The organism is Pseudomonas sp. YuFO8, assembly GCF_035065025.1.
Lineage (GTDB): Bacteria > Pseudomonadota > Gammaproteobacteria > Pseudomonadales > Pseudomonadaceae > Aquipseudomonas > Aquipseudomonas putida_AE.
The window spans coordinates 88,642-107,933 of sequence record NZ_JAXDEQ010000006.1 but is presented as its reverse complement, the minus strand read 5'-3'; the positions used below and the strand labels follow the sequence as shown (position 1 = coordinate 107,933).

The following is a 19,292-nucleotide window of genomic DNA, read 5'->3' as shown; positions in this document are numbered from 1 at the left end:
CTTGGCTGTCGCCGCTGTCTTTAGTTTTCCTGCAACAAAGGCTGCAGGGCTTTATCGATGGCCTCCCGGGCGCGGAAGATCCGGGAGCGCACGGTACCCACCGGACATTGCATGACGCTCGCAATGTCCTCGTAACTCAGACCATCGAATTCACGTAAAGTTAAAGCCGTACGCAAATCTTCTGGCAGTTGCTGAATGGTTCGATGGACGGTGCCTTCGATCTCATCCCGCAGCAAAGCCCGTTCTGGCGACTCGAGATCCTTGAGGCCATGATCGCCATCGTAGAACTCTGCATCCTCGGAACTGACATCGCTATCCGGCGGCCGACGGCCGCGTGAAACCAGATAGTTCTTCGCCGTGTTGATGGCGATGCGGTAAAGCCACGTATAAAACGCGCTGTCTCCGCGAAAATTACCAAGTGCGCGGTAGGCCTTGATGAAGGCTTCCTGCGCTACATCCTGGGCTTCATGGGTGTCGTGCACGAAACGCACGATCAACCCGAGAATTTTGTGCTGATATTTCAGCACTAACAGATCGAATGCACGCTTGTCGCCGCGCTGAACGCGTTCGACCAGCTGCTGATCCTCTTCCTGGGTTAGCATGAACACTCCTCGATAAGCTTGGAGGAGGCTTGCATTACTAAACGACCGGGCTTGCAAACATAGACTCGGGCTTTTCGCAAAAGTTCTCCCCCTCCAGGCAAGTTTCCTGCGGGCTCTGATTCGGCACGCACGAAAAACGCAGCTCGAGATTCCCCGGCTGCGCGAATAATCTTGTCATCGGTCTGACCGCCAGGGATCCAACCGCGATCCTGCGATGAAACCGACACTGTCCCTTGATTCAGGCAACCGTCTATTGATCTTGGGCCTTTGGCAAAAGTTCCAAATATTTATAGCTGCACAGAATCGACATTGTGCAACCCTGAAGCGAAAAAGAGTGTTAAATCCACGATACAGTTCGCTTGTCGCCGAACCGGTGGAAAAAACATCCGACGAAGCGTCGGCAGATTTCCGTCACAGTAGTTTCACAATGCCATATCGGCTCGGCTATTGTGCCGCTCCCCCCCTCTATATACTAGTGGGCTGTGCGGTTGCCGGGCATGCCTGTCCAGATGTCTGGCGCCTACCCCGACCCGGGTCGCTTTGAGCGGAATCCTGAAATGAGCCAACAGTTTCAACACGATGTCCTGGTAATTGGCAGCGGTGCTGCCGGCTTGAGCCTTGCGCTGACCTTGCCCGGTCACTTGCGCATTGCCGTATTGAGCAAAGGCGACCTCGCCAATGGCTCGACGTTCTGGGCCCAGGGAGGGGTCGCCGCCGTACTGGATGACACTGACACCGTCGAGTCCCACGTCGACGACACCCTCAACGCCGGTGGCGGGTTGTGTCACGAAGATGCCGTGCGTTTTACCGTCGAGCACAGCCGGGAAGCGATTCAATGGCTGATCGACCAGGGCGTGCCGTTCACCCGCGACGAACAGTCCGGCACAGAAGACGGTGGATTCGAGTTTCACCTCACCCGTGAAGGCGGTCACAGCCATCGGCGCATCATCCATGCCGCCGATGCCACCGGCGCCGCGATTTTCAGGACGCTGCTCACCCAGGCCCAGCAACGGCCCAACATCGAGTTGCTGGAACAGCGGGTCGCGGTCGACCTGATTACCGAAAAGCGCCTGGGCCTTGAAGGTGATCGCTGCCTGGGTGCCTACGTGCTCAATCGTGGCACCGGGGAAGTCGACACCTACGGCGCCCGTTTCGTGATCCTCGCCTCCGGCGGCGCCGCCAAGGTCTACCTCTATACCAGCAACCCCGATGGCGCCTGCGGTGATGGCATCGCCATGGCCTGGCGCTCGGGCTGCCGGGTGGCGAACCTGGAATTCAATCAGTTCCACCCCACCTGCCTGTATCACCCGCAAGCCAAGAGTTTCCTGATCACCGAAGCCCTGCGCGGAGAAGGTGCGCACCTGAAGCTGCCCAATGGCGAACGCTTCATGCAGCGCTTCGACCCCCGCGCAGAACTGGCGCCCCGGGACATCGTCGCCCGGGCCATCGACCATGAAATGAAGCGGCTCGGTGTCGACTGCGTCTATCTGGACATCAGCCACAAGTCCGAAGATTTCATCAAGACGCACTTCCCGACGGTGTACGAACGCTGCCTCGAATTTTCCATCGACATCACCAAACAGCCGATCCCGGTGGTACCGGCGGCGCACTACACCTGCGGCGGAGTGATGGTCGACCAGCAAGGTCGCACAGACGTGCCAGGGCTGTACGCGATTGGCGAAACCAGCTTCACCGGTCTGCACGGCGCCAACCGCATGGCCAGCAACTCGTTGCTGGAGTGCTTTGTCTACGCGCGCTCGGCGGCGGCGGACATCCTGGAGCAATTGCCACAGGTATCGGCCCCTGTCGCCCTCCCGGCTTGGGACGCCAGCCAGGTGACCGATTCCGATGAAGACGTGATCATTGCGCACAACTGGGACGAGTTGCGCCGCTTCATGTGGGACTACGTCGGAATCGTGCGCACCAACAAGCGCCTGCAACGGGCCCAGCACCGGGTGCGCCTGTTGCTCGACGAAATCGACGAGTTCTACAGCAACTACAAAGTCAGCCGGGACTTGATCGAATTGCGCAACCTGGCCCAAGTGGCCGAGCTGATGATCCTGTCAGCCATGGAGCGCAAGGAGAGTCGCGGCCTGCACTACACCCTCGACTACCCGAACATGCTACCTGTCGCCATGGACACTATTCTGGTGCCGCCCACCTACGCCGAGTGAACTTGAGCCGCACCCGCAGGCGTCGGTGCAGATCCGCCGCCTGCGAGTCCCGGGGCACGCAGATTGTCCTGACCCGCCGCTCACCGCGCAGACGAAAGCGCAGCACCACGATCAACGGCAACGCCAGGCTGTCCGGGCGCAACTGCACCGGCTGCCACCCCTTCGCCTGACTCCACAGCTGCCAGCCATCGGCGTCACGACGCAAGCCGCGAAAAGCCTGTGGGTGGGTCAGTAGAATCTGGCGAGGCAACGCCCAGGCGCCGTGCAACAGACAGCACAAGGCACCGGGCAGACTGGCCCAGAGCGGTATGGCGAGCAGGAACAAGGAACCCAGCGCGAACGCCTGGGCCAAAAGGTACGCCGCCAGCAACTGCCGTGAGGCATGCCAGCGGCATTCGAACCCGTTACTTGGGCTGGACACGATCCAGGATCATGCGAACCATGCGCTGAAGTTCCGGATCTTCCGATTCGGCGCGCTCCATGAACCAGCCGAACATGTCCTGATCTTCGCATTCGAGCAGCCTGACGTAGCAGGCGCGATCCACTTCGTTGAGGTGCGGATAAACCTCTTTCACAAACGGCACCAGCAACACGTCAAGCTCAAGCATGCCGCGGCGGCTGTGCCAGTAGAGGCGATTCAGTTCAACATCTTCGACCATGGAGCGCTCCTCAAATAGGCCGCAAGTATACAGCCCCGCGCCCCATCGAACAGTCGGCTTTGGTCGGGCACGACGATCCTTTGTGAACTACCCATTTCAGGGGCAGCCCCTTATCATGTCTGCCAGACTCTTTACCCTGCGATGACCCATGGCCGATTCCGCTTTTTTCTGCACGTTGTCTCATGAAGGTGTCCTGGCGGTCCGCGGCGCGGACGCCGGCAAGTTCCTGCAAGGCCAACTGACCTGCAACCTCAATTACCTGAGCGACAACCGGGCCAGCCTCGGCGCGCGCTGCACTCAGAAAGGCCGGATGCAGTCGAGCTTTCGCATCCTGCTCGAAGGTGATGGCGTACTCCTGGCCATGGCCAGCGAGTTGCTCGAACCGCAATTGGCGGACCTGAAGAAGTACGCGGTGTTTTCCAAGTCCAAACTGACCGATGAAAGCGCTGCCTGGGTTCGCTTCGGCGTCGAGCAGGGCGATGAGGCATTGAAAAGCCTCGGCCTGGAACTGCCGGCAGAGACCGACAGCCTGGTGCGCCATGACGGTTTGATCGCCATTCGCGTCTCGCCCGAACGCGCCGAACTCTGGGTTGCCGCCGATCAGGCCGATGGCATCAAGGGCAAGCTGTCCGCCCTGCTGCCTGAAGGTGAACTCAATCAATGGTTGCTGGGCCAGGTCCGTGCCGGTATCGGCCAGGTGATGCCAAGTACCCGCGAGCTGTTCATCCCGCAGATGCTCAATCTGCAAGCGGTCGGCGGCGTGAGCTTCAAGAAAGGCTGCTACACCGGCCAGGAAATCGTCGCGCGCATGCAGTACCTCGGCAAACTCAAGCGCCGCTTGTATCGCCTGCAACTGGCTGGCGGCGAACTGCCAGAGCCCGGCACCCAGCTGTTTGCCCCGAGTCACGGCAGCTCGATCGGTGAAGTGGTGCTGGCCGCCAATGCCGCCAATCAGATTGAACTGTTGGCCGTGTTGCAAGCCGAAGCTGCAGAAGGCGGCGACATTCATCTGGGCGCACTCGACGGCCCGGCCCTGAATTTGCTCGACCTGCCGTATGAACTGGACCGCGATCGCGAAATCCAGCGTTAACCGCGGTACTTTTTTGCAACACCTAGAGAAGCGTAATGAGTGAGCTGGCGGAAAAGGTCCAACAGGATTTGGTTGAGGCCATCGATAACGATGACCTGGTTCTGCCAACGTTACCGGAAGTGGCCTTGCAGATTCGCAAGGCCGCTGAAGACCCGGAAATCAGTATCGGTAGCCTGAGCAAAGTGATTGGCCGCGATGCCGCGCTTTCAGCACGCCTGATCAAAGTGGTCAACAGCCCACTGCTGCGCGCGGCGCAGGAAGTCACCGATCTGCACACGGCGATCACGCGCCTGGGCATCAATTACAGCAGCAACCTGGCCATCGGCCTGGTCATGGAACAGATTTTCCATGCCCGCTCCGCGGTGGTTGAACAGAAAATGCGCGATGTCTGGCGCAAAAGCCTGGAAATTGCCGGCGTCAGCTATGCGCTGTGCCGCAACTACACCCAGCTCAAGCCCGATCAGGCGGCCCTTGGCGGGCTGGTGCACCAGATCGGGGTCTTGCCGATCCTGACGTACGCCGAAGATCACTATGAACTGCTGGCCGATCCGGTCAGCCTCAACCATGTGATCGACCGCATTCATCCAATGCTCGGCGATAAACTGCTGCGGGTCTGGGAGTTTCCGGAAAAATTGGTGCAGGTGCCGCAGCTCTATCTCGACTTCAAGCGACAGTCCGCGCGAGTCGATTATGTCGACCTGGTCCAGGTGGCCAGCCTGTACTGCCACAAAGGCACCGACCACCCGATTTCGCGCATCGACCCCTTCGGCGTACCGGCCTTCGTCAAGCTGGGGATTGATCCGGAGAACAAGGCGATGTGTGCTGACCTGGAAGAGACTCGGTTGATGTTTTATTGATTGATTGAAGACCGCGTCGCGCCCATCGCCAGCAGGCTGGCTCCCACAGGGATTTATGTAACGCCACAGATCCTTGTGGGAGCCAGCCTGCTGGCGATATGGCCAGAACAGGCCCCATCATTCCCCTGCCATAAAACTCACCCGCACCTTCAACCCCGCCTTCTCCCCATCATGCAGGCTGATCTGCGCCAGGTGCGCACGACAAATTTCGCCAACAATCGCCAACCCCAACCCTGACCCCGCCACCTGCTGATTGCGCCGGTAGAACCGTTCAAACACCCGATCCCGCTCATCAAGGGGAATCCCCGGCCCATCATCCTCGACCTCCAGCACCGCCGGGGCCGACACCCGCAAGATCACGTTGCCACCCGCAGGCGTATGGGCCAGGGCGTTATCCACCAGGTTGCTCAACAGTTCGTTGAGCAGCGTCGGTTCGCCGCGCAACCAGACCGGCTCGTCCGCTTCCAGCGCCAGGGCCACGCCGCGCTTGTGGGCCAGCGGCGCCATGGCCATGCCCAGCTCACGCGCCAACTGACTGAGGTCGAGCAATTGCGCGCCGCCCTCGGCAATCGCCCTGGCACCGTTTTCCACCCGGGCCAGCGAGAGCAGTTGATTGGCCAGGTGGGTCAGGCGATCCGTGCCCTGGGCGGCGGTTTCCAGCGTACTGCGCCAGGTTTGCGGTTCGCTCGAGCGCAAGCCCAATTCCAGCCGGGCCTTGAGTGCCGCCAACGGCGTGCGCAGTTCGTGGGCGGCATCGGCGATGAATTGCGCCTGTTTCTCGAACTGCCCGCGCAGGCGCTCGGTGAAATGATTGAGTGCGCGCACCAGTGGCCACAGTTCGCGCTGCACTTCGACCAGGGGTAACGGCCGCAGGTCATCGGGCTGACGTTCCTCCACCGCGGTGCGCAAACGCTCCAGCGGACGCAGCGCCGCACTGACCGCAAACCACACGATCATCAGGGCCCCGATCGCCAGCATGCCCAGGCGCAGCAAAGTATCGCCGGCCAGACTGCGGGCCATGCTGACGCGGGCCTCGTCGGTCTCCGCCACGCGGATTTCCGCCATGCCGTTCATGTTCGGCTCGCTGACCGCCTTGAGCAGGCTGACCACGCGCACGTTCTGCCCCTGGTAAGTCGCATTGTAAAAACGCGCCAGCGCCGGGTAGTCGTCGGTGCGGGGAGTGCCGGGTGGCGGTGGTGGCAGGTTTTCGTAGCCGGAAATCAGCTTCTGGTTGATGTCGTTGACCAGGTAGAAAATCCGCCCCGCACTGTCGTAGGCGAACGTGTCGAGGGCCACATAAGGCACGTCCAGGCTAAGGCTGCCATCACGCTCGGACAGGCCGGCGGCGATGGTCCGCGCCGAGGCCAGCAACGTCCGGTCATAGGCCGTGTCGGCCGCTTCGCGCCCGTTCCAGTAAGCGCTCAAGCCACTGGCCAGCATCAATACCACCAGCAACAGCGCCAGGTTCCACAGCAACCGCCAACGCAGGCTGCTGGCCTTATGCATCACGACTTTCCAGCAGATAACCGAGACCGCGGAACGTGACGATGGCTACCGGGTGGCCGTCGAGTTTCTTGCGCAAGCGATGTACGTAGATTTCGATGGCGTCGGGACTGGCCTCCTCGTCCAGGCCGAAGACCTGCGAGGCCAGTTGCTCCTTGCTCATCACCCGGCCGGGACGGGCGACCAGGGCTTCGAGTACCGCCTGCTCGCGGGAAGTCAGGGTCAGCAATTCTTCACCGAGGGTAAAGCGCCGGGTCTCCAGGTCGTAGGCCAGCACACCGCAGCGCTGCAGACGCTCTCCTCCCAACACGCTGCGGCGCAGCAAGGCCTTGACCCGGGCTTCGAGTTCGGTGAGCTCGAAAGGCTTGGCCAGGTAATCGTCGGCGCCCAGGTTCAGGCCATGGACCCGATCCTTGACGTCGCTGCGGGCGGTGAGCATCAACACCGGAAGGTTCTTGCCCCGGGCACGCAGGCGCGCCAGCACCTCGAACCCATCCATGCGCGGCAGGCCGACGTCGAGAATCGCCATGGCGTATTCCTCGCTGCCCAGCGCCAGGTCGGCCGCGACACCGTCGTGCAGCACATCCACGGTCAAGCCGGTGCTCTTGAGCGCCTGGGCGACGCTTTCGGCGAGCTGCAGATGGTCTTCGACGAGCAGGACACGCATGGATCATTACCTCGTTCAGGGATGGTCGACGGCATTGTTTGGCGCGGAGTTTACAGCGGCATTCACCTCTGTGAAGCCCGAAAAACCTTGAAACCCCGATGAAAGGTTAGCGAAAGGTTCGACCGTTAGAGTCGAGTTACGGATGGTTTCGATCGCAGCCATCGATCCTGCTTTGAAATGTAGCTCCCGAAAAACGCCTCGATGCGTTTTCGCCAATAAGAACAATAACGAGGTACTTCGCCATGCTGTCCACCCAGCGCCAGATTTGCCCGCCCCGCCCCTTTTCCCGCTCCCCATCGTTTACGCTTGCCGGCGCCGTCGTCGGCTGCGCGAAGCGAAACCGCCGCATCTGAAACATCCCCAAAAACAACAACTCCCGTGGAGACAACAATGAATGGATCACTGCGCCGTTTCGCCCTCGCCGCCAGCGTCATGCTGTTTGCCGGCCAACTGATGGCTGAGCCCAAGCGCCCGGAATGCATCGCCCCGGCCTCGCCCGGCGGCGGTTTCGACCTGACCTGCAAACTGGCGCAGAGCGCACTGGTCAACGAAAAGCTGCTGACCAAGCCGATGCGCGTGACCTACATGCCCGGCGGAGTCGGCGCGGTGGCCTACAACGCCGTGGTCGCCCAGCGCCCTGCCGATGCCGGCACGCTGGTGGCCTGGTCCAGCGGTTCGCTGCTGAACCTGGCCCAGGGCAAGTTCGGTCGTTTCGATGAAACCAACGTACGCTGGCTGGCCGCCGTCGGCACCAGCTACGGCGCCATCGCGGTGAAAAGCGATTCGCCCTACAAGAACCTCGACGATCTGGTGCAGGCGCTGAAAAAAGATCCGAGCAAAGTGGTGATCGGGTCCGGCGGCACCGTCGGCAGCCAGGACTGGATGCAGACCGCCCTGATCGCCAAGGCCGCCGGGATCAACCCGCGTGACCTGCGTTACGTCGCCCTCGAAGGCGGCGGTGAAATCGCCACCGCCCTGCTCGGCGGCCACATCCAGGTCGGCAGCACCGACATCTCCGACTCCATGCCGCACATCCAGAGCGGCGACATGCGCCTGCTGGCAGTGTTCTCCGACAAGCGCCTGGACGAGCCGGAAATGAAAGACATTCCGACCGCCCGCGAGCAAGGCTACGACATCGTCTGGCCAGTGGTGCGCGGTTTCTACCTCGGGCCAAAAGTCAGCGATGAAGACTACGCCTGGTGGAAAGATTCCTTCGACAAACTGCTGGCCTCGCCCGAGTTCGCCAAGCTGCGCGATCAGCGTGAACTGTTCCCGTTCGCCATGACCGGCCAGGAACTGGACACCTACGTGAAAAAGCAGGTTGCGGACTACAAAGTGCTGGCCAAAGAGTTCGGCCTGATCCAGTGATCGTCTCTGTCTAGCGGCTGCGGCTCCGTCTGGCGGAGCCGCGGCACAGGAGTTCCCCATGCTCTTACAACGCATTTTTGCTTCGGTGCTGTTGCTGGCCTGTGTCGGCCTGGCGCTGATGGCCTGGCCGTATCAAGCGGCTTTTTCCTACGAACCGGTGGGGCCTCGGGCCTTTCCGCTGTTGATGCTGGGCCTGATGGGCTCGGCGCTGTTGTACATGGTGTTCCGTCCGGCACCGATCAAGCACAGTGATGACGAGCCGCCGCTGGATCGCGAAACCCTGACCAAGATCGGTATCTGTGTGGTGCTGTTGCTGGTGTTCGCCGGCACTTTCGAACCCCTGGGGTTCATCGTCGCCAGCATCCTGATCGGCGTGCCCATGGCCCGTCTGTACGGCGGTCGCTGGGTGCCAAGCAGCGTGATCATCAGTCTGATGGCCGTCGGCCTCTACCTGCTGTTCGACAAGTTGATGGACGTGCCGCTGCCCCTGGGCGTGCTCGACGTTCTGGAGAACTGATATGGATACTCTTGGCTATTTGGGTCAGGGCTTCGGCGTCGCGCTGAGCCCGTACAACCTGGTGACCGCCTTGTGCGGCACCCTGATCGGCACCGTGGTCGGCCTGTTGCCGGGCCTGGGGCCGATCAACGGCGTGGCGCTGCTGATCCCCATCGCATTCGCCCTCGGCCTGCCACCTGAATCGGCGCTGATCCTGCTGGCGGCGGTGTACCTGGGTTGCGAATATGGCGGGCGGATCAGCTCGATCCTGCTGAACATTCCGGGCGAAGCCTCCACCGTGATGACCACCCTCGACGGTTACCCGATGGCTCGCAAAGGCTTGGCCGGTGTGGCGTTGTCGCTGTCGGCGTGGAGCTCGTTCATCGGTGCCTTCATCGCCACCTGCGGCATGGTGCTGTTCGCCCCGCTGCTGGCGAAATGGGCGATCGCCTTCGGCCCCGCGGAATACTTCGTGCTGATGGTGTTCGCGATTGTCTGCCTTGGCGGCATGGCCGGTGATCGACCGTTGAAAACCTTCATCGCGGCGCTGATCGGCCTCTTCCTGTCGACGGTCGGCATCGACGCCAACAGCGGCGTGTACCGCTTCACCGGGGACAACATCCACCTGACCGACGGCATCCAGTTCGTCGTGCTGGTGCTGGGCCTGTTCTCCATCAGCGAGATCCTCCTGCTGCTGGAGAAAACCCACCACGGCCAGGAAGCGGTGAAAGCCACCGGGCGCATGATGTTCAACTTCAAGGAAGCGGCACAGGTGTTCGTGGTGAACATCCGTTGCGGCGTGCTGGGTTTCATCATGGGCGTGTTGCCCGGTGCCGGTGCAACCCTGGCCAGCGCCGTGGCCTACATGACCGAAAAACGCATGGCGGGCGCCAAGGGCACCTTCGGCCAGGGTGACATGCGTGGCCTCGCGGCCCCGGAAACCGCCATCGGCGGCGCGGCCTGCGGTGCGCTGGTGCCGATGCTGACCCTCGGCGTTCCGGGCTCGGGTACCACGGCGGTGATGATCGGTGCCCTGTCGCTGTACAACATCACGCCGGGGCCGCTGCTGTTCCAACAGCAACCGGACATTGTCTGGGGCCTGATCGCGTCGTTGTTCATCGCCAACGTGATGCTGGTGATCCTCAACATCCCGATGATCCGCATCTTCACCCGTATCCTCGCCGTGCCGAACTGGGCGCTGGTGCCAGTAATCGCGATCATTACCGGGATCGGAGTCTACGCGGTGCACGCCACCACATTCGACCTGTTCCTGATGATCGGCATCGGCATCTTCGGTTACATCCTGCGCAAGCTGGACTTCCCGCTGTCGCCAGTCTTGCTGGGGTTCATCCTCGGCGGCCTGATGGAACAGAACCTGCGCCGCGCCCTGTCGATTTCCAACGGTGCGCTGGACATCCTCTGGTCGAGCCCGATCACGTTCGGTTGCTGGGTCCTGACGGCGATCATGCTGTTGATGCCGATCATCCGCATCTGGCGCAAACGCGCGGCCGCGCAACGCGTTATCGCCGATGTCTGATAGGTCTCCCTTCAAACTCTGGTGGGGAACCCCGCTGGTCGGCCTGCTGGGCGGTTTCCTCGCCAGCCAGGTCGGCTGGCCTTTGCCGTGGATGGTCGGCTCGTTGCTGGCGATCATCCTCGTGCGCTGCCTGACACCCTGGCAACTGGCGGAAATCCCTGGCGGGCGCAAGTGTGGCCAGTGGATCGTCGGCATCGGCATCGGCCTGCACTTTACCCCGGTGGTGATGGAGCAAGTACTGAGTCATTTCGGCCTGATCTTCTTCGGCGCCCTGGTCACCAGCCTGTCGGCGGTGGTCGGGGTGTGGTTGATGCGCCGTACCGGCGAAGATCGCGCCACGGCATTTTTTTCCAGCATGCCCGGCGGCTCCGGGGAGATGGTCAACCTTGGCGCGCGCAATGGCGCGGTACTCAGTCGGGTGGCTGCCGGGCAAAGCCTGCGGGTGCTGGTGGTGGTGCTGTGCGTTCCGGCGGCGTTCAAATATCTGTTGGGCGACGGTGCGCCGATTTCCCACGCGGGCAGCATCGATTGGTACTGGCTGGCGTTGTTGTTTCCGGCGGGGGCGCTGGCGGCCTGGATCTGGGAGCGCCTGCGCCAACCCAATCCCTGGTTGTTCGGCCCCTTGCTGGTGAGCGCAGCGGTAAGCATCGGTTGGGACCTGCACATCGGCTTGCCCAACGGCGGCAGCCAGATCGGCCAATGGCTGATCGGCAGCGGCCTGGGCTGTCACTTCAATCGGCAGTTTTTCCGGCGCGCGCCATCGTTCATGGGGCGGACGTTGATCGGTACGGTGCTGACCATGCTGATCGCCACGGCGGCGGCGCTGGGCTTGAGTGCGTTGACCCATCTGGATCTGCGTTCACTAACATTGGGCATGATGCCCGGCGGGATCGCCGAGATGAGCCTGACGGCGGAAACCCTGCAGTTGTCGGTGCCGCTGGTGACGGCGATGCAGGTGATGCGGTTGTTGTTTGTGTTGTTTCTGGCGGAGCCGTTGTTCAAGTACTGGAACCGCAATCCAGAGTAAAGACCGCGTTGAATTCATCGCCAGCAGGCTGGCTCCCACCTTGATTGTGTGAACACTGAAGATCCAGTGTGGGAGCCAGCCTGCTGGCGATGCTTTTTTCAAATCGGCGGCAACCGCCACTCGATCGGCGTCTCGCCATTCTGCTCCAGAAACTTGTTGGTCCGGCTGAAGTGCCCGCACCCGAGAAAACCACGATAGGCCGACAGCGGTGACGGGTGCACCGAGGTCAGCACCAGGTGCTTGGTGGCATCGATCAGCTTCTGTTTGCTCTGGGCATGGGCGCCCCACAGCATGAACACCAGGTGAGGTTGCTGCTGGCTGACTACTTCGATGATCCGGTCGGTGAAAAACTGCCAGCCCTTGTCCTTGTGCGCATTGGCGTTGGCACGCTCCACGGTCATGGTGGTATTGAGCATCAACACGCCCTGCTCGGCCCAGCTTTGCAGGTAGCCGTGGCTGGGGATGTCGATGTTCAGGTCGCGCTTCAACTCTTTATAGATATTGACCAGCGACGGCGGCGCCGGCACGCCCGGTTGCACCGAGAAGCACAGGCCATGGGCCTGGCCCGGGCCGTGATAGGGGTCCTGGCCGAGAATGACCACCTTGACCTTGTCCAGCGGCGTGGAATTGAGCGCGTTGAAGATCATTGGGCCCGGCGGATAGATTTCCTTGCCCGCCGCCCGCTCGTCCTGGAGGAATTGTCGCAACTCTGCCATGTAGGGCTGGTCGAATTCGGCACGCAGTGCCTCCTTCCAGCTCGGTTCGAGTTTGATACGGTCGTCAGCAGTCATGGTTACATCCGGCAAAAACAATGGGGCGAACCCTAGGAAAGCCCATCACGCTTGTCAATTGATCTGACGCAGATCCGGCACTTTCCCACACAGCGATCATACTTACCCCTCAAATTCCCCAGCGAGGTCACCGATGAATCTGCACTTCGAAGAACTCACCGGCACTGACGGCGCCCGTATCGGCATTGCCACCCTGGATGCCGAGCAATCGTTGAACGCCCTGTCCCTGCCGATGATCAACGCCCTGCGCGACAGGTTGGACGCCTGGGCCAAGGAACCGCAAATCGTTTGCGTCCTACTGCGCGGCAAAGGCATCAAGGCCTTCTGCGCCGGCGGTGAAGTGCGCAGTCTGGTCGAGGCCTGTCGTGCCCATCCGGGCGAAGTGCCACCCCTGGCCGCCAATTTCTTCGCCGCGGAGTATCGGCTGGACTTCAGCCTGCATACCTATCCAAAACCGCTGATCTGCTGGGGGCACGGTTATGTGCTCGGCGGCGGCATGGGGCTGTTGCAGGGGGCGAGCATCCGGATTGTCACGCCGAGCAGCCGGCTGGCCATGCCGGAGATCACCATCGGCCTGTACCCGGACGTCGGCGCCAGTTGGTTCCTGTCACGCTTGCCCGGCAAGCTCGGCTTGTTTCTCGGCTTGACCGGTGCCCACATGAACGGTCGCGATGCGATCGATCTGGACCTGGCTGATCGTTTCCTGCTCGATGAGCAGCAGCCACAGCTGATCGAAGGCCTGCTGCAATTGAACTGGCAGGAACAGACGCCGATGCAGCTCAACAGCCTGCTCAAGGCCTTGCAGCAGGAGGCCGTTGCGCAGATGCCCGAAGCCCAGTGGCTGCCACGCCGCCAGCTGATCGATGAATTGCTGGATGTCAGTGATGTGCGTTGCGCCTGGAAGGCCATCGCCACCCTGCGCGATCACGCCGACCCGCTGCTCAACCGCGCGGCGCGCAACCTGATCGAAGGCTCGCCGCTGACCGCGCATCTGGTCTGGGAACAGATCAAACGCGCCCGCCACCTGTCGCTGGCGCAAGTCTTCGAGATGGAATACACCCTGAGCCTCAACTGCTGTCGCCATCCCGAATTCAGCGAAGGCGTGCGCGCGCGGTTGCTCGACAAGGACCAGAAACCCCACTGGCATTGGCCGGACGTCAACAATGTGCCGGATGCGGTGGTGGAGGCGCACTTTCACAAGGTCTGGGAAGGGCGTCATCCACTGGCGGATCTGTCGAATTACTGAAACTAAATGTGGGAGCGGGCTTGCTCGCGAAGGCGGAGTATCAGTCGACATTACCGTTGTCTGACACTCCGCCTTCGCGAGCAAGCCCGCTCCCACAAGGTATTGCGTTAATGCATGAGACTAGCGGTGGTTGCCGCGACCGTTATGGTCACCTCGACCACCGTGCTTGTTGTTGCGTCCACCCCGGTTATCGTTGTTCCAGCCGCCGCGGTTACGGCCGTCCCAACCATGTGCCCGGTAGTCTGGGCGAGCCTGGTAATAGCGAGGTGCCGGTTGGTAATAGCGTGGCGCCGGTTGATAAACCCGCGGCTGGTGGTAATAGCGCGGCGTTGGCTGGTAATACCGGGCAGGCGGCGCGTAGTACCGGCGTGGTGGTGTGTAATAACCACCGCCGTTGGAATAATAGGAGCCTCCACCGGCGTAATAAGGCGCTGGCGAGGTATAGACCTCGGACCTGTAGTAACCGGCTCCTCCATCGGAATAAGGCACACAACCACCCAGGAACAAACCCAACACGGCAATGAGAAGAATTTGTCGATGCATAGCGGCCTCCTGGACCGCGAATGAGCCAAACCAGCGACGCTGGCAGGCGACAGCCAAATGTTCCAACTGTCGATAGATCAGACCTCGAATCTGAGATCTGGTGCGTTCCTGCAACACGTTGAAACATCTCGCCGATGAAAGGTTTTTCATCTATTAACGCTGGCCAGCACGTCCCATTGCGGTGCACCCACGCACCATCACAAGGCAGGCGCAAGCAGCCTTGCTAGCACTTCAGTCGATCAATCCCGCATGCCAGAGCGCTTCAACCGACTTGGCACGGCTCTCGCTTTAGCAAATGCGTGCAGGAGTCAACACAGGTTCGCGGCACCACAATTTGCAATGGCTGACTAGGGTTCCGGCTCGCAAGCGCGAGTGGCTGGTCCGAGAGTTGGCGACCTCCAGTTGAGGTTACACGGCGGGACAAAAGCCCGGGAGACAAGCCACCGTTCGCGGTGCCGCTGCCTTCCTGTCCGCCCTTGATCAACTGGAGAACCACCATGTCCCAGCATCGTTTACCCGCCCTGCTCGCCGCTGCCTTCGCAGCCCTGGTGAGCCTCTCGTCCCCCGCCGCCCAGAAAGACCAGTTCAGCGTCTGCTGGACGATCTACGCCGGCTGGATGCCCTGGGAATACGCCGGCAGCCAAGGCATCGTCGACAAGTGGGCGAAGAAGTACGGCATCAAGATCGATGTGGTCCAGCTCAATGACTACGTCGAATCGATCAACCAGTACACCGCCGGCCAGTTCGATGGCTGCACCATGACCAACATGGATGCGCTGACCATACCGGCCGCTGGCGGCGTCGACAGCACTGCGCTGATCGTCAGCGACTTCTCCAACGGCAACGACGGCATCGTGCTCAAGGGCGAAGGCAAGAAAGTCGCCGACCTCAAGGGCACCGATGTCAATCTGGTCGAGCTTTCGGTGTCGCACTACCTGCTGGCCAGGGCCCTGGATTCGGTGGACCTCACCGAGAAAGACCTGAAAGTGGTCAACACCTCCGACGCCGATATCTCCGCCGCTTTCAACACCGATCAGGTCAGCGCCGTCACCACCTGGAACCCGATGCTTTCGGACATCAAGGCCCAGCCCGGAGTGACCGAGGTGTTCAATTCCAGCCAGATCCCCGGCGAGATCATGGACATGATGGTGGTCAACTCCCAGACCCTCAAGGACAACCCGGCCCTGGGCAAGGCGCTGACCGGCGCCTGGTTCGAAGTGGTCGAGTTGATGAACGCGAAAAACGCCGCGAGCAAGGCCGCTCTGGAGCACATGGCGAAGGCTTCAGGCACCGACCTGGCCGGTTTCCAGGCGCAACTGGACACCACCAAGTTGTTCGCCACCCCTCAGGAAGCCCTGGCCTTTTCCACCAGCAAGCAACTGCCGGAAACCATGCGCAAGGTGGCCGAATTTTCCTTCCAGCACGGCTTGCTCGGTGAAGGCGCCAAAGACACCAGTGCGGTCGGCATGGCCTTCGCCAACGGCGTGACCAGCGGCGACAAGGGCAACCTCAAGCTGCGCTTCGACCCCAGTTACGTGCAGATGGCTGCCGACGCCAAGTTGTAACCAGAGGACTTGGCCATGCGCCTGATCAATCGCCACCCGGATCGCCCGAGCCGCCTGTTGCTGGTGATCCTGCCCTTCGCCCTGCTGCTGCTCGCCTACTTCATGGGCTCGGCCGAGCGCCTGGCGGATAACCCCAACGACAAACTGCTGCCCAGCGCCGTACAGATGAGCGACGCGGTGCAGCGCCTGGCCTTCGTGGCCGACAGCCGCACCGGCGAATACCTGCTCTGGCAGGACACAGCGTCCAGCCTGCGACGCCTGGCCATCGGCCTGGGCATCAGCGCGCTGGCCGGCCTGTGCCTGGGCATCGCCGCCGGCACGCTGCCGTTGTTCGGCGCGCCGTTGTCACCCTTGCTGACCGTGCTGTCGATGGTGCCGCCGCTGGCGATCCTGCCCATCCTGTTCATCGTCTTCGGTTTGGGTGAGTTGTCGAAAGTGATGCTGATCGTGATCGGCATCACACCGGCCCTGGCCCGCGACCTGGAACAGCGCGCCCGGGAAATCCCCGTGGAACTGCTGATCAAGGCCCAGACCCTCGGTGCCTCGACCTGGACCCTGATGCTGCGGGTGGTGCTGCCGCAATTGCTGCCACGCCTGCTGATCTCGCTGCGCCTGATGCTGGGTTCGGCGTGGCTGTTCCTGATCGCCGCCGAAGCCATCGCCTCCACCGATGGCCTCGGCTACCGGATTTTCCTGGTGCGCCGCTACCTGGCGATGGACGTGATCCTGCCGTACGTGGTGTGGATCACCCTGCTTGCCTGGCTGATGGATTGGGGCCTCAAGTACCTCACCCGCCGTGCCTTTCCCTGGTATGAGGGGGCCGCAAAATGAGCTTCATCACCGTTAAGAACGTCTGGCAGCAATACGCCGATCAAGTGGTGCTCGAAGGTCTGAATCTGAGCGTCAACGAAGGTGAGTTCTGCACCCTCGTGGGTGCATCCGGTTGCGGCAAATCGACCTTCCTGCGCCTGCTGCTCGGTCAGGAAAAAGCCAGTCGCGGCGAGATCCTGCTCGACGGCCAAACCCTGGCCGGCGAACCGGATTCCAGCCGTGGCGTGGTGTTCCAACGCTATTCGGTGTTCCCGCACCTGAGCGTGCTGGACAATGTCGCCCTTGGCCTCGAACTGCCCCGCTCGCCATTGCTCGGGCGCCTGTTCGGCAGCGCTAAAAAAGAGGCTCGCGAACAGGCTTCGGTGCTGCTGCACAAAGTCGGTCTCGGTCACTCGCTGGACAAGTACCCGGCGCAACTGTCCGGCGGCATGCAACAACGCCTCGCCATCGCTCAGGCGCTGATCATGAAGCCGCGGGTGTTGCTGCTCGACGAACCCTTCGGCGCCCTCGATCCGGGCATCCGCAAAGACATGCATGCCCTGCTGCTGGAGCTGTGGCGCGAGACCCGACTGACGGTGTTCATGGTCACCCATGACCTGTCCGAAGGTTTCAGCCTCGGCACTCGCCTGCTGGTGTTCGACAAGGTCCGCCTCGACCCGCACGCCCCAGGTGCCTATGGCGCACGCATCACCTACGACATCCCTTTGAACAGCGACCGCCGCACCTGCCGTGCCGCCGTCGACGCCTTGCCCGTGCAACTGGCAAGCACGCTTCGTATCGCTTAGAGGAATATGAAAATGACCGACTCGACTCAACTGTTCCCGCCCTTCGCCGAAGAAATGCTGCCCGGCGGCGGCCACCGTTCCTTCGTGCTCAAACGCGGCCAGCTGTTGCGCCTGACCGACCTGCGCGGCGGCGCCAACGTCAGCCTGACGTTGCTCAACGCCAACGAAAAAACCGAACGCCTGAACCTGCCCGATAGCCTCAAATGCCAACACACCGCCAAGCTCACCGCCGGCCATTGCCTGTACTCGGACATGGGCCGCGTGCTGGCCGCCATCACCGCCGACACCTGCGGCTGGAGCGATAGCCTTGGCGGCGTGCTCTGTGCTGAAGAAGTGGCGGAAAAATATGGCCAGGGCCGCTATCAGGAACTGCGCAACGGCTTCTTCCGCAACGGCACGGACAACCTGCTGGTGGAGTTGGGCAAGTGGGGGTTGGGGCTGTCCGACCTGCTGATGACCCTCAACCTGTTCAGCCGGGTGAACGTCGACGACGCCGGGCGCTTTCACTTCGTCGAGGGCAACTCCAAGGCTGGCGACTACATCGAGTTGTACGCGCCGATGGACACCCTGGTGGTGCTCACCGCCCTGCAGCATCCGATGGACCCGTCGCCGGAATACGCACCTAAACCCTTGAAGCTCAGCTGGATGAACGCCGACTCCAGCGTCGCCGAACACTGCCGCACCTCGCGCCCGGAAAACGAGCGCGGCTTCATCAATACCGACCGTCTGTTCGCCTGAGGATCGCTGCCATGTCACTCGCTATCGCCACCGCTCCACAGTCGCCTGAAACGGCCGTCTACCGCGCCACGATCCCCGCCGGCGAACCCTGGTTGATGGAGGTCAAGGCCGGCCAGACCCTGCGCATCCTCGACCTGGAAGGCAACCAGGCGGTCGACACCCTGTTCTACAGCGTCGCCAATCCCAAGGAACGCTACGACGTGCAGCGCACCCTGCGCCGCCAGAACAGCGTGTACCTCACCACCGGCAGCGTGCTGTATTCCAACCTCGGCAAACCGATGCTGACCATCGTCGCCGACACTTGCGGCCGTCACGACACCCTCGGCGGCGCGTGCGCGCAAGAGAGCAACACGGTGCGCTACGCCCTGGAAAAACGCCACATGCACAGCTGCCGCGACAACTACCTGCGCGCCTGCGTGCATGACGGGCGCCTGGGCAAAGGCGACATCGGGCCGAACATCAATTTCTTCATGAACGTACCGGTCACGGCGGACGGCGGGCTGACCTTCGAAGACGGGATTTCCGCACCGGGTAAGTACGTCGATCTGCGGGCCGAGATGGACGTGATCGTGCTGATCTCCAACTGCCCGCAACTGAACAACCCGTGCAACGCCTACAACCCGACCCCTGCGGAGCTGCTGGTATGGAACTGAAATTCCCGAAATTGCGCCGCTGGTTGTTTGCCCTGTGCCAGGCCCGCTCAAGCCAGTGCCTTGTAGGAGCTGGCTTGCCAGCGAATGGGCCAGCACATTCAACAATGGTGTGACTGACACTCCGCCTTCGCTGGCAAGCCAGCTCCTACAGGGGGCGGTG

At 61.8% G+C, this 19,292-nt stretch carries 20 protein-coding genes and 1 riboswitch; of the genes, 13 read left to right on the top strand and 7 right to left on the bottom strand.

The features are described from left to right. Nucleotides 1-20: 20 nt before the first annotated feature. Nucleotides 21-602, bottom strand: coding sequence for an RNA polymerase sigma factor RpoE (rpoE, locus tag SOP95_RS07850; RefSeq protein ID WP_003172477.1), 582 nt, complete (start codon nt 600-602; stop codon nt 21-23). A 557-nt stretch (nt 603-1,159) separates the two neighbouring features. Here rpoE and nadB point away from each other — a divergent pair. Then, the gene (gene nadB, locus SOP95_RS07845; RefSeq protein ID WP_274073516.1) at nt 1,160-2,776 is read left to right on the top strand and encodes an L-aspartate oxidase; all 1,617 of its coding nucleotides are present in this window, start codon (nt 1,160-1,162) and stop codon (nt 2,774-2,776) included. On the opposite strand, the gene SOP95_RS07840 is transcribed toward nadB, so the two are convergent. Together SOP95_RS07840 and SOP95_RS07835 are read right to left on the bottom strand one after the other, a co-directional pair. Further along, on the bottom strand, nt 2,745-3,197 hold the full coding sequence (locus tag SOP95_RS07840; RefSeq protein WP_274073515.1) for a protein YgfX: 453 nt from the start codon (nt 3,195-3,197) through the stop codon (nt 2,745-2,747). The genes nadB and SOP95_RS07840 overlap by 32 nt on opposite strands. After that, complete coding sequence (locus tag SOP95_RS07835) at nt 3,181-3,435, bottom strand: FAD assembly factor SdhE (protein WP_007898624.1); 255 nt, start codon at nt 3,433-3,435, stop codon at nt 3,181-3,183. The genes SOP95_RS07840 and SOP95_RS07835 overlap by 17 nt, the downstream gene beginning before the upstream one ends. 148 nt (nt 3,436-3,583) lie before the next feature. Here SOP95_RS07835 and ygfZ point away from each other — a divergent pair, with 148 nt between their 5' ends. Next, nucleotides 3,584-4,525, top strand: coding sequence for a CAF17-like 4Fe-4S cluster assembly/insertion protein YgfZ (gene ygfZ, locus SOP95_RS07830; protein ID WP_274073514.1), 942 nt, complete (start codon nt 3,584-3,586; stop codon nt 4,523-4,525). A gap of 35 nt (nt 4,526-4,560) precedes the next feature. Further along, a complete protein-coding gene (locus SOP95_RS07825; RefSeq protein WP_323606739.1) occupies nt 4,561-5,382 on the top strand; it encodes an HDOD domain-containing protein in 822 nt (273 codons plus the stop codon). Between the two features lie 117 nt (nt 5,383-5,499). On the opposite strand, the gene SOP95_RS07820 is transcribed toward SOP95_RS07825, so the two are convergent. Both SOP95_RS07820 and SOP95_RS07815 read right to left on the bottom strand, forming a co-directional pair. Beyond that, on the bottom strand, nt 5,500-6,888 hold the full coding sequence (locus SOP95_RS07820; RefSeq protein ID WP_323606738.1) for a sensor histidine kinase: 1,389 nt from the start codon (nt 6,886-6,888) through the stop codon (nt 5,500-5,502). Beyond that, a complete protein-coding gene (locus tag SOP95_RS07815; protein ID WP_323606737.1) occupies nt 6,881-7,552 on the bottom strand; it encodes a response regulator in 672 nt (223 codons plus the stop codon). The genes SOP95_RS07820 and SOP95_RS07815 overlap by 8 nt, the downstream gene beginning before the upstream one ends. A gap of 390 nt (nt 7,553-7,942) precedes the next feature. Here SOP95_RS07815 and SOP95_RS07810 point away from each other — a divergent pair, with 390 nt between their 5' ends. Genes SOP95_RS07810 through SOP95_RS07795 form a run of 4 tightly spaced genes read left to right on the top strand, consistent with a single transcriptional unit; the run spans nt 7,943 to nt 11,980 of the window. Then, nucleotides 7,943-8,920, top strand: coding sequence for a Bug family tripartite tricarboxylate transporter substrate binding protein (locus SOP95_RS07810; protein ID WP_274073511.1), 978 nt, complete (start codon nt 7,943-7,945; stop codon nt 8,918-8,920). A gap of 58 nt (nt 8,921-8,978) precedes the next feature. Then, on the top strand, nt 8,979-9,437 hold the full coding sequence (locus tag SOP95_RS07805; RefSeq protein WP_274073510.1) for a tripartite tricarboxylate transporter TctB family protein: 459 nt from the start codon (nt 8,979-8,981) through the stop codon (nt 9,435-9,437). A 1-nt stretch (nt 9,438) separates the two neighbouring features. Beyond that, a complete protein-coding gene (locus SOP95_RS07800) occupies nt 9,439-10,953 on the top strand; it encodes a tripartite tricarboxylate transporter permease (protein WP_323606736.1) in 1,515 nt (504 codons plus the stop codon). Then, entirely contained in the window at nt 10,946-11,980 is a 1,035-nt protein-coding gene (locus tag SOP95_RS07795; RefSeq protein ID WP_274073508.1) for an AbrB family transcriptional regulator, read from the top strand. The genes SOP95_RS07800 and SOP95_RS07795 overlap by 8 nt, the downstream gene beginning before the upstream one ends. 98 nt (nt 11,981-12,078) lie before the next feature. On the opposite strand, the gene ung is transcribed toward SOP95_RS07795, so the two are convergent. Beyond that, a complete protein-coding gene (gene ung, locus SOP95_RS07790; RefSeq protein WP_323606735.1) occupies nt 12,079-12,771 on the bottom strand; it encodes a uracil-DNA glycosylase in 693 nt (230 codons plus the stop codon). A gap of 133 nt (nt 12,772-12,904) precedes the next feature. Between ung and SOP95_RS07785 the strand changes: the two genes are divergently transcribed. After that, a complete protein-coding gene (locus SOP95_RS07785; RefSeq protein ID WP_323606734.1) occupies nt 12,905-14,017 on the top strand; it encodes an enoyl-CoA hydratase/isomerase family protein in 1,113 nt (370 codons plus the stop codon). A gap of 120 nt (nt 14,018-14,137) precedes the next feature. Here SOP95_RS07785 and SOP95_RS07780 read toward each other — a convergent pair whose 3' ends face one another. After that, nucleotides 14,138-14,560 (bottom strand): hypothetical protein, encoded by a 423-nt coding sequence (locus SOP95_RS07780; RefSeq protein WP_274073505.1) that lies wholly within the window; start codon nt 14,558-14,560, stop codon nt 14,138-14,140. Between the two features lie 336 nt (nt 14,561-14,896). Continuing rightward, a riboswitch (guanidine-I (ykkC/yxkD leader) is annotated at nt 14,897-14,997 on the top strand. 60 nt (nt 14,998-15,057) lie between these two features. On the opposite strand from SOP95_RS07780, the gene SOP95_RS07775 reads away from it, so the two are divergent. From SOP95_RS07775 to SOP95_RS07755, 5 genes are read left to right on the top strand one after another with little or no spacing between them, the layout of a single operon-like run. Further along, entirely contained in the window at nt 15,058-16,125 is a 1,068-nt protein-coding gene (locus SOP95_RS07775) for a putative urea ABC transporter substrate-binding protein (protein WP_323606733.1), read from the top strand. 15 nt (nt 16,126-16,140) lie between these two features. After that, entirely contained in the window at nt 16,141-16,956 is an 816-nt protein-coding gene (locus tag SOP95_RS07770) for an ABC transporter permease (RefSeq protein WP_323606732.1), read from the top strand. After that, nucleotides 16,953-17,741, top strand: a complete 789-nt coding sequence (locus tag SOP95_RS07765; RefSeq protein ID WP_323606731.1) for an ABC transporter ATP-binding protein — start codon at nt 16,953-16,955, stop codon at nt 17,739-17,741. The genes SOP95_RS07770 and SOP95_RS07765 overlap by 4 nt, the downstream gene beginning before the upstream one ends. Nucleotides 17,742-17,753: 12 nt before the next feature. Continuing rightward, nucleotides 17,754-18,479: an urea amidolyase associated protein UAAP1 gene (locus SOP95_RS07760; protein ID WP_323606730.1), complete on the top strand. Its 726-nt coding sequence runs from the start codon at nt 17,754-17,756 to the stop codon at nt 18,477-18,479. 11 nt (nt 18,480-18,490) lie between these two features. Then, entirely contained in the window at nt 18,491-19,132 is a 642-nt protein-coding gene (locus SOP95_RS07755; RefSeq protein ID WP_323606729.1) for an urea amidolyase associated protein UAAP2, read from the top strand. The last annotated feature ends 160 nt before the right edge of the window (nt 19,133-19,292 follow it).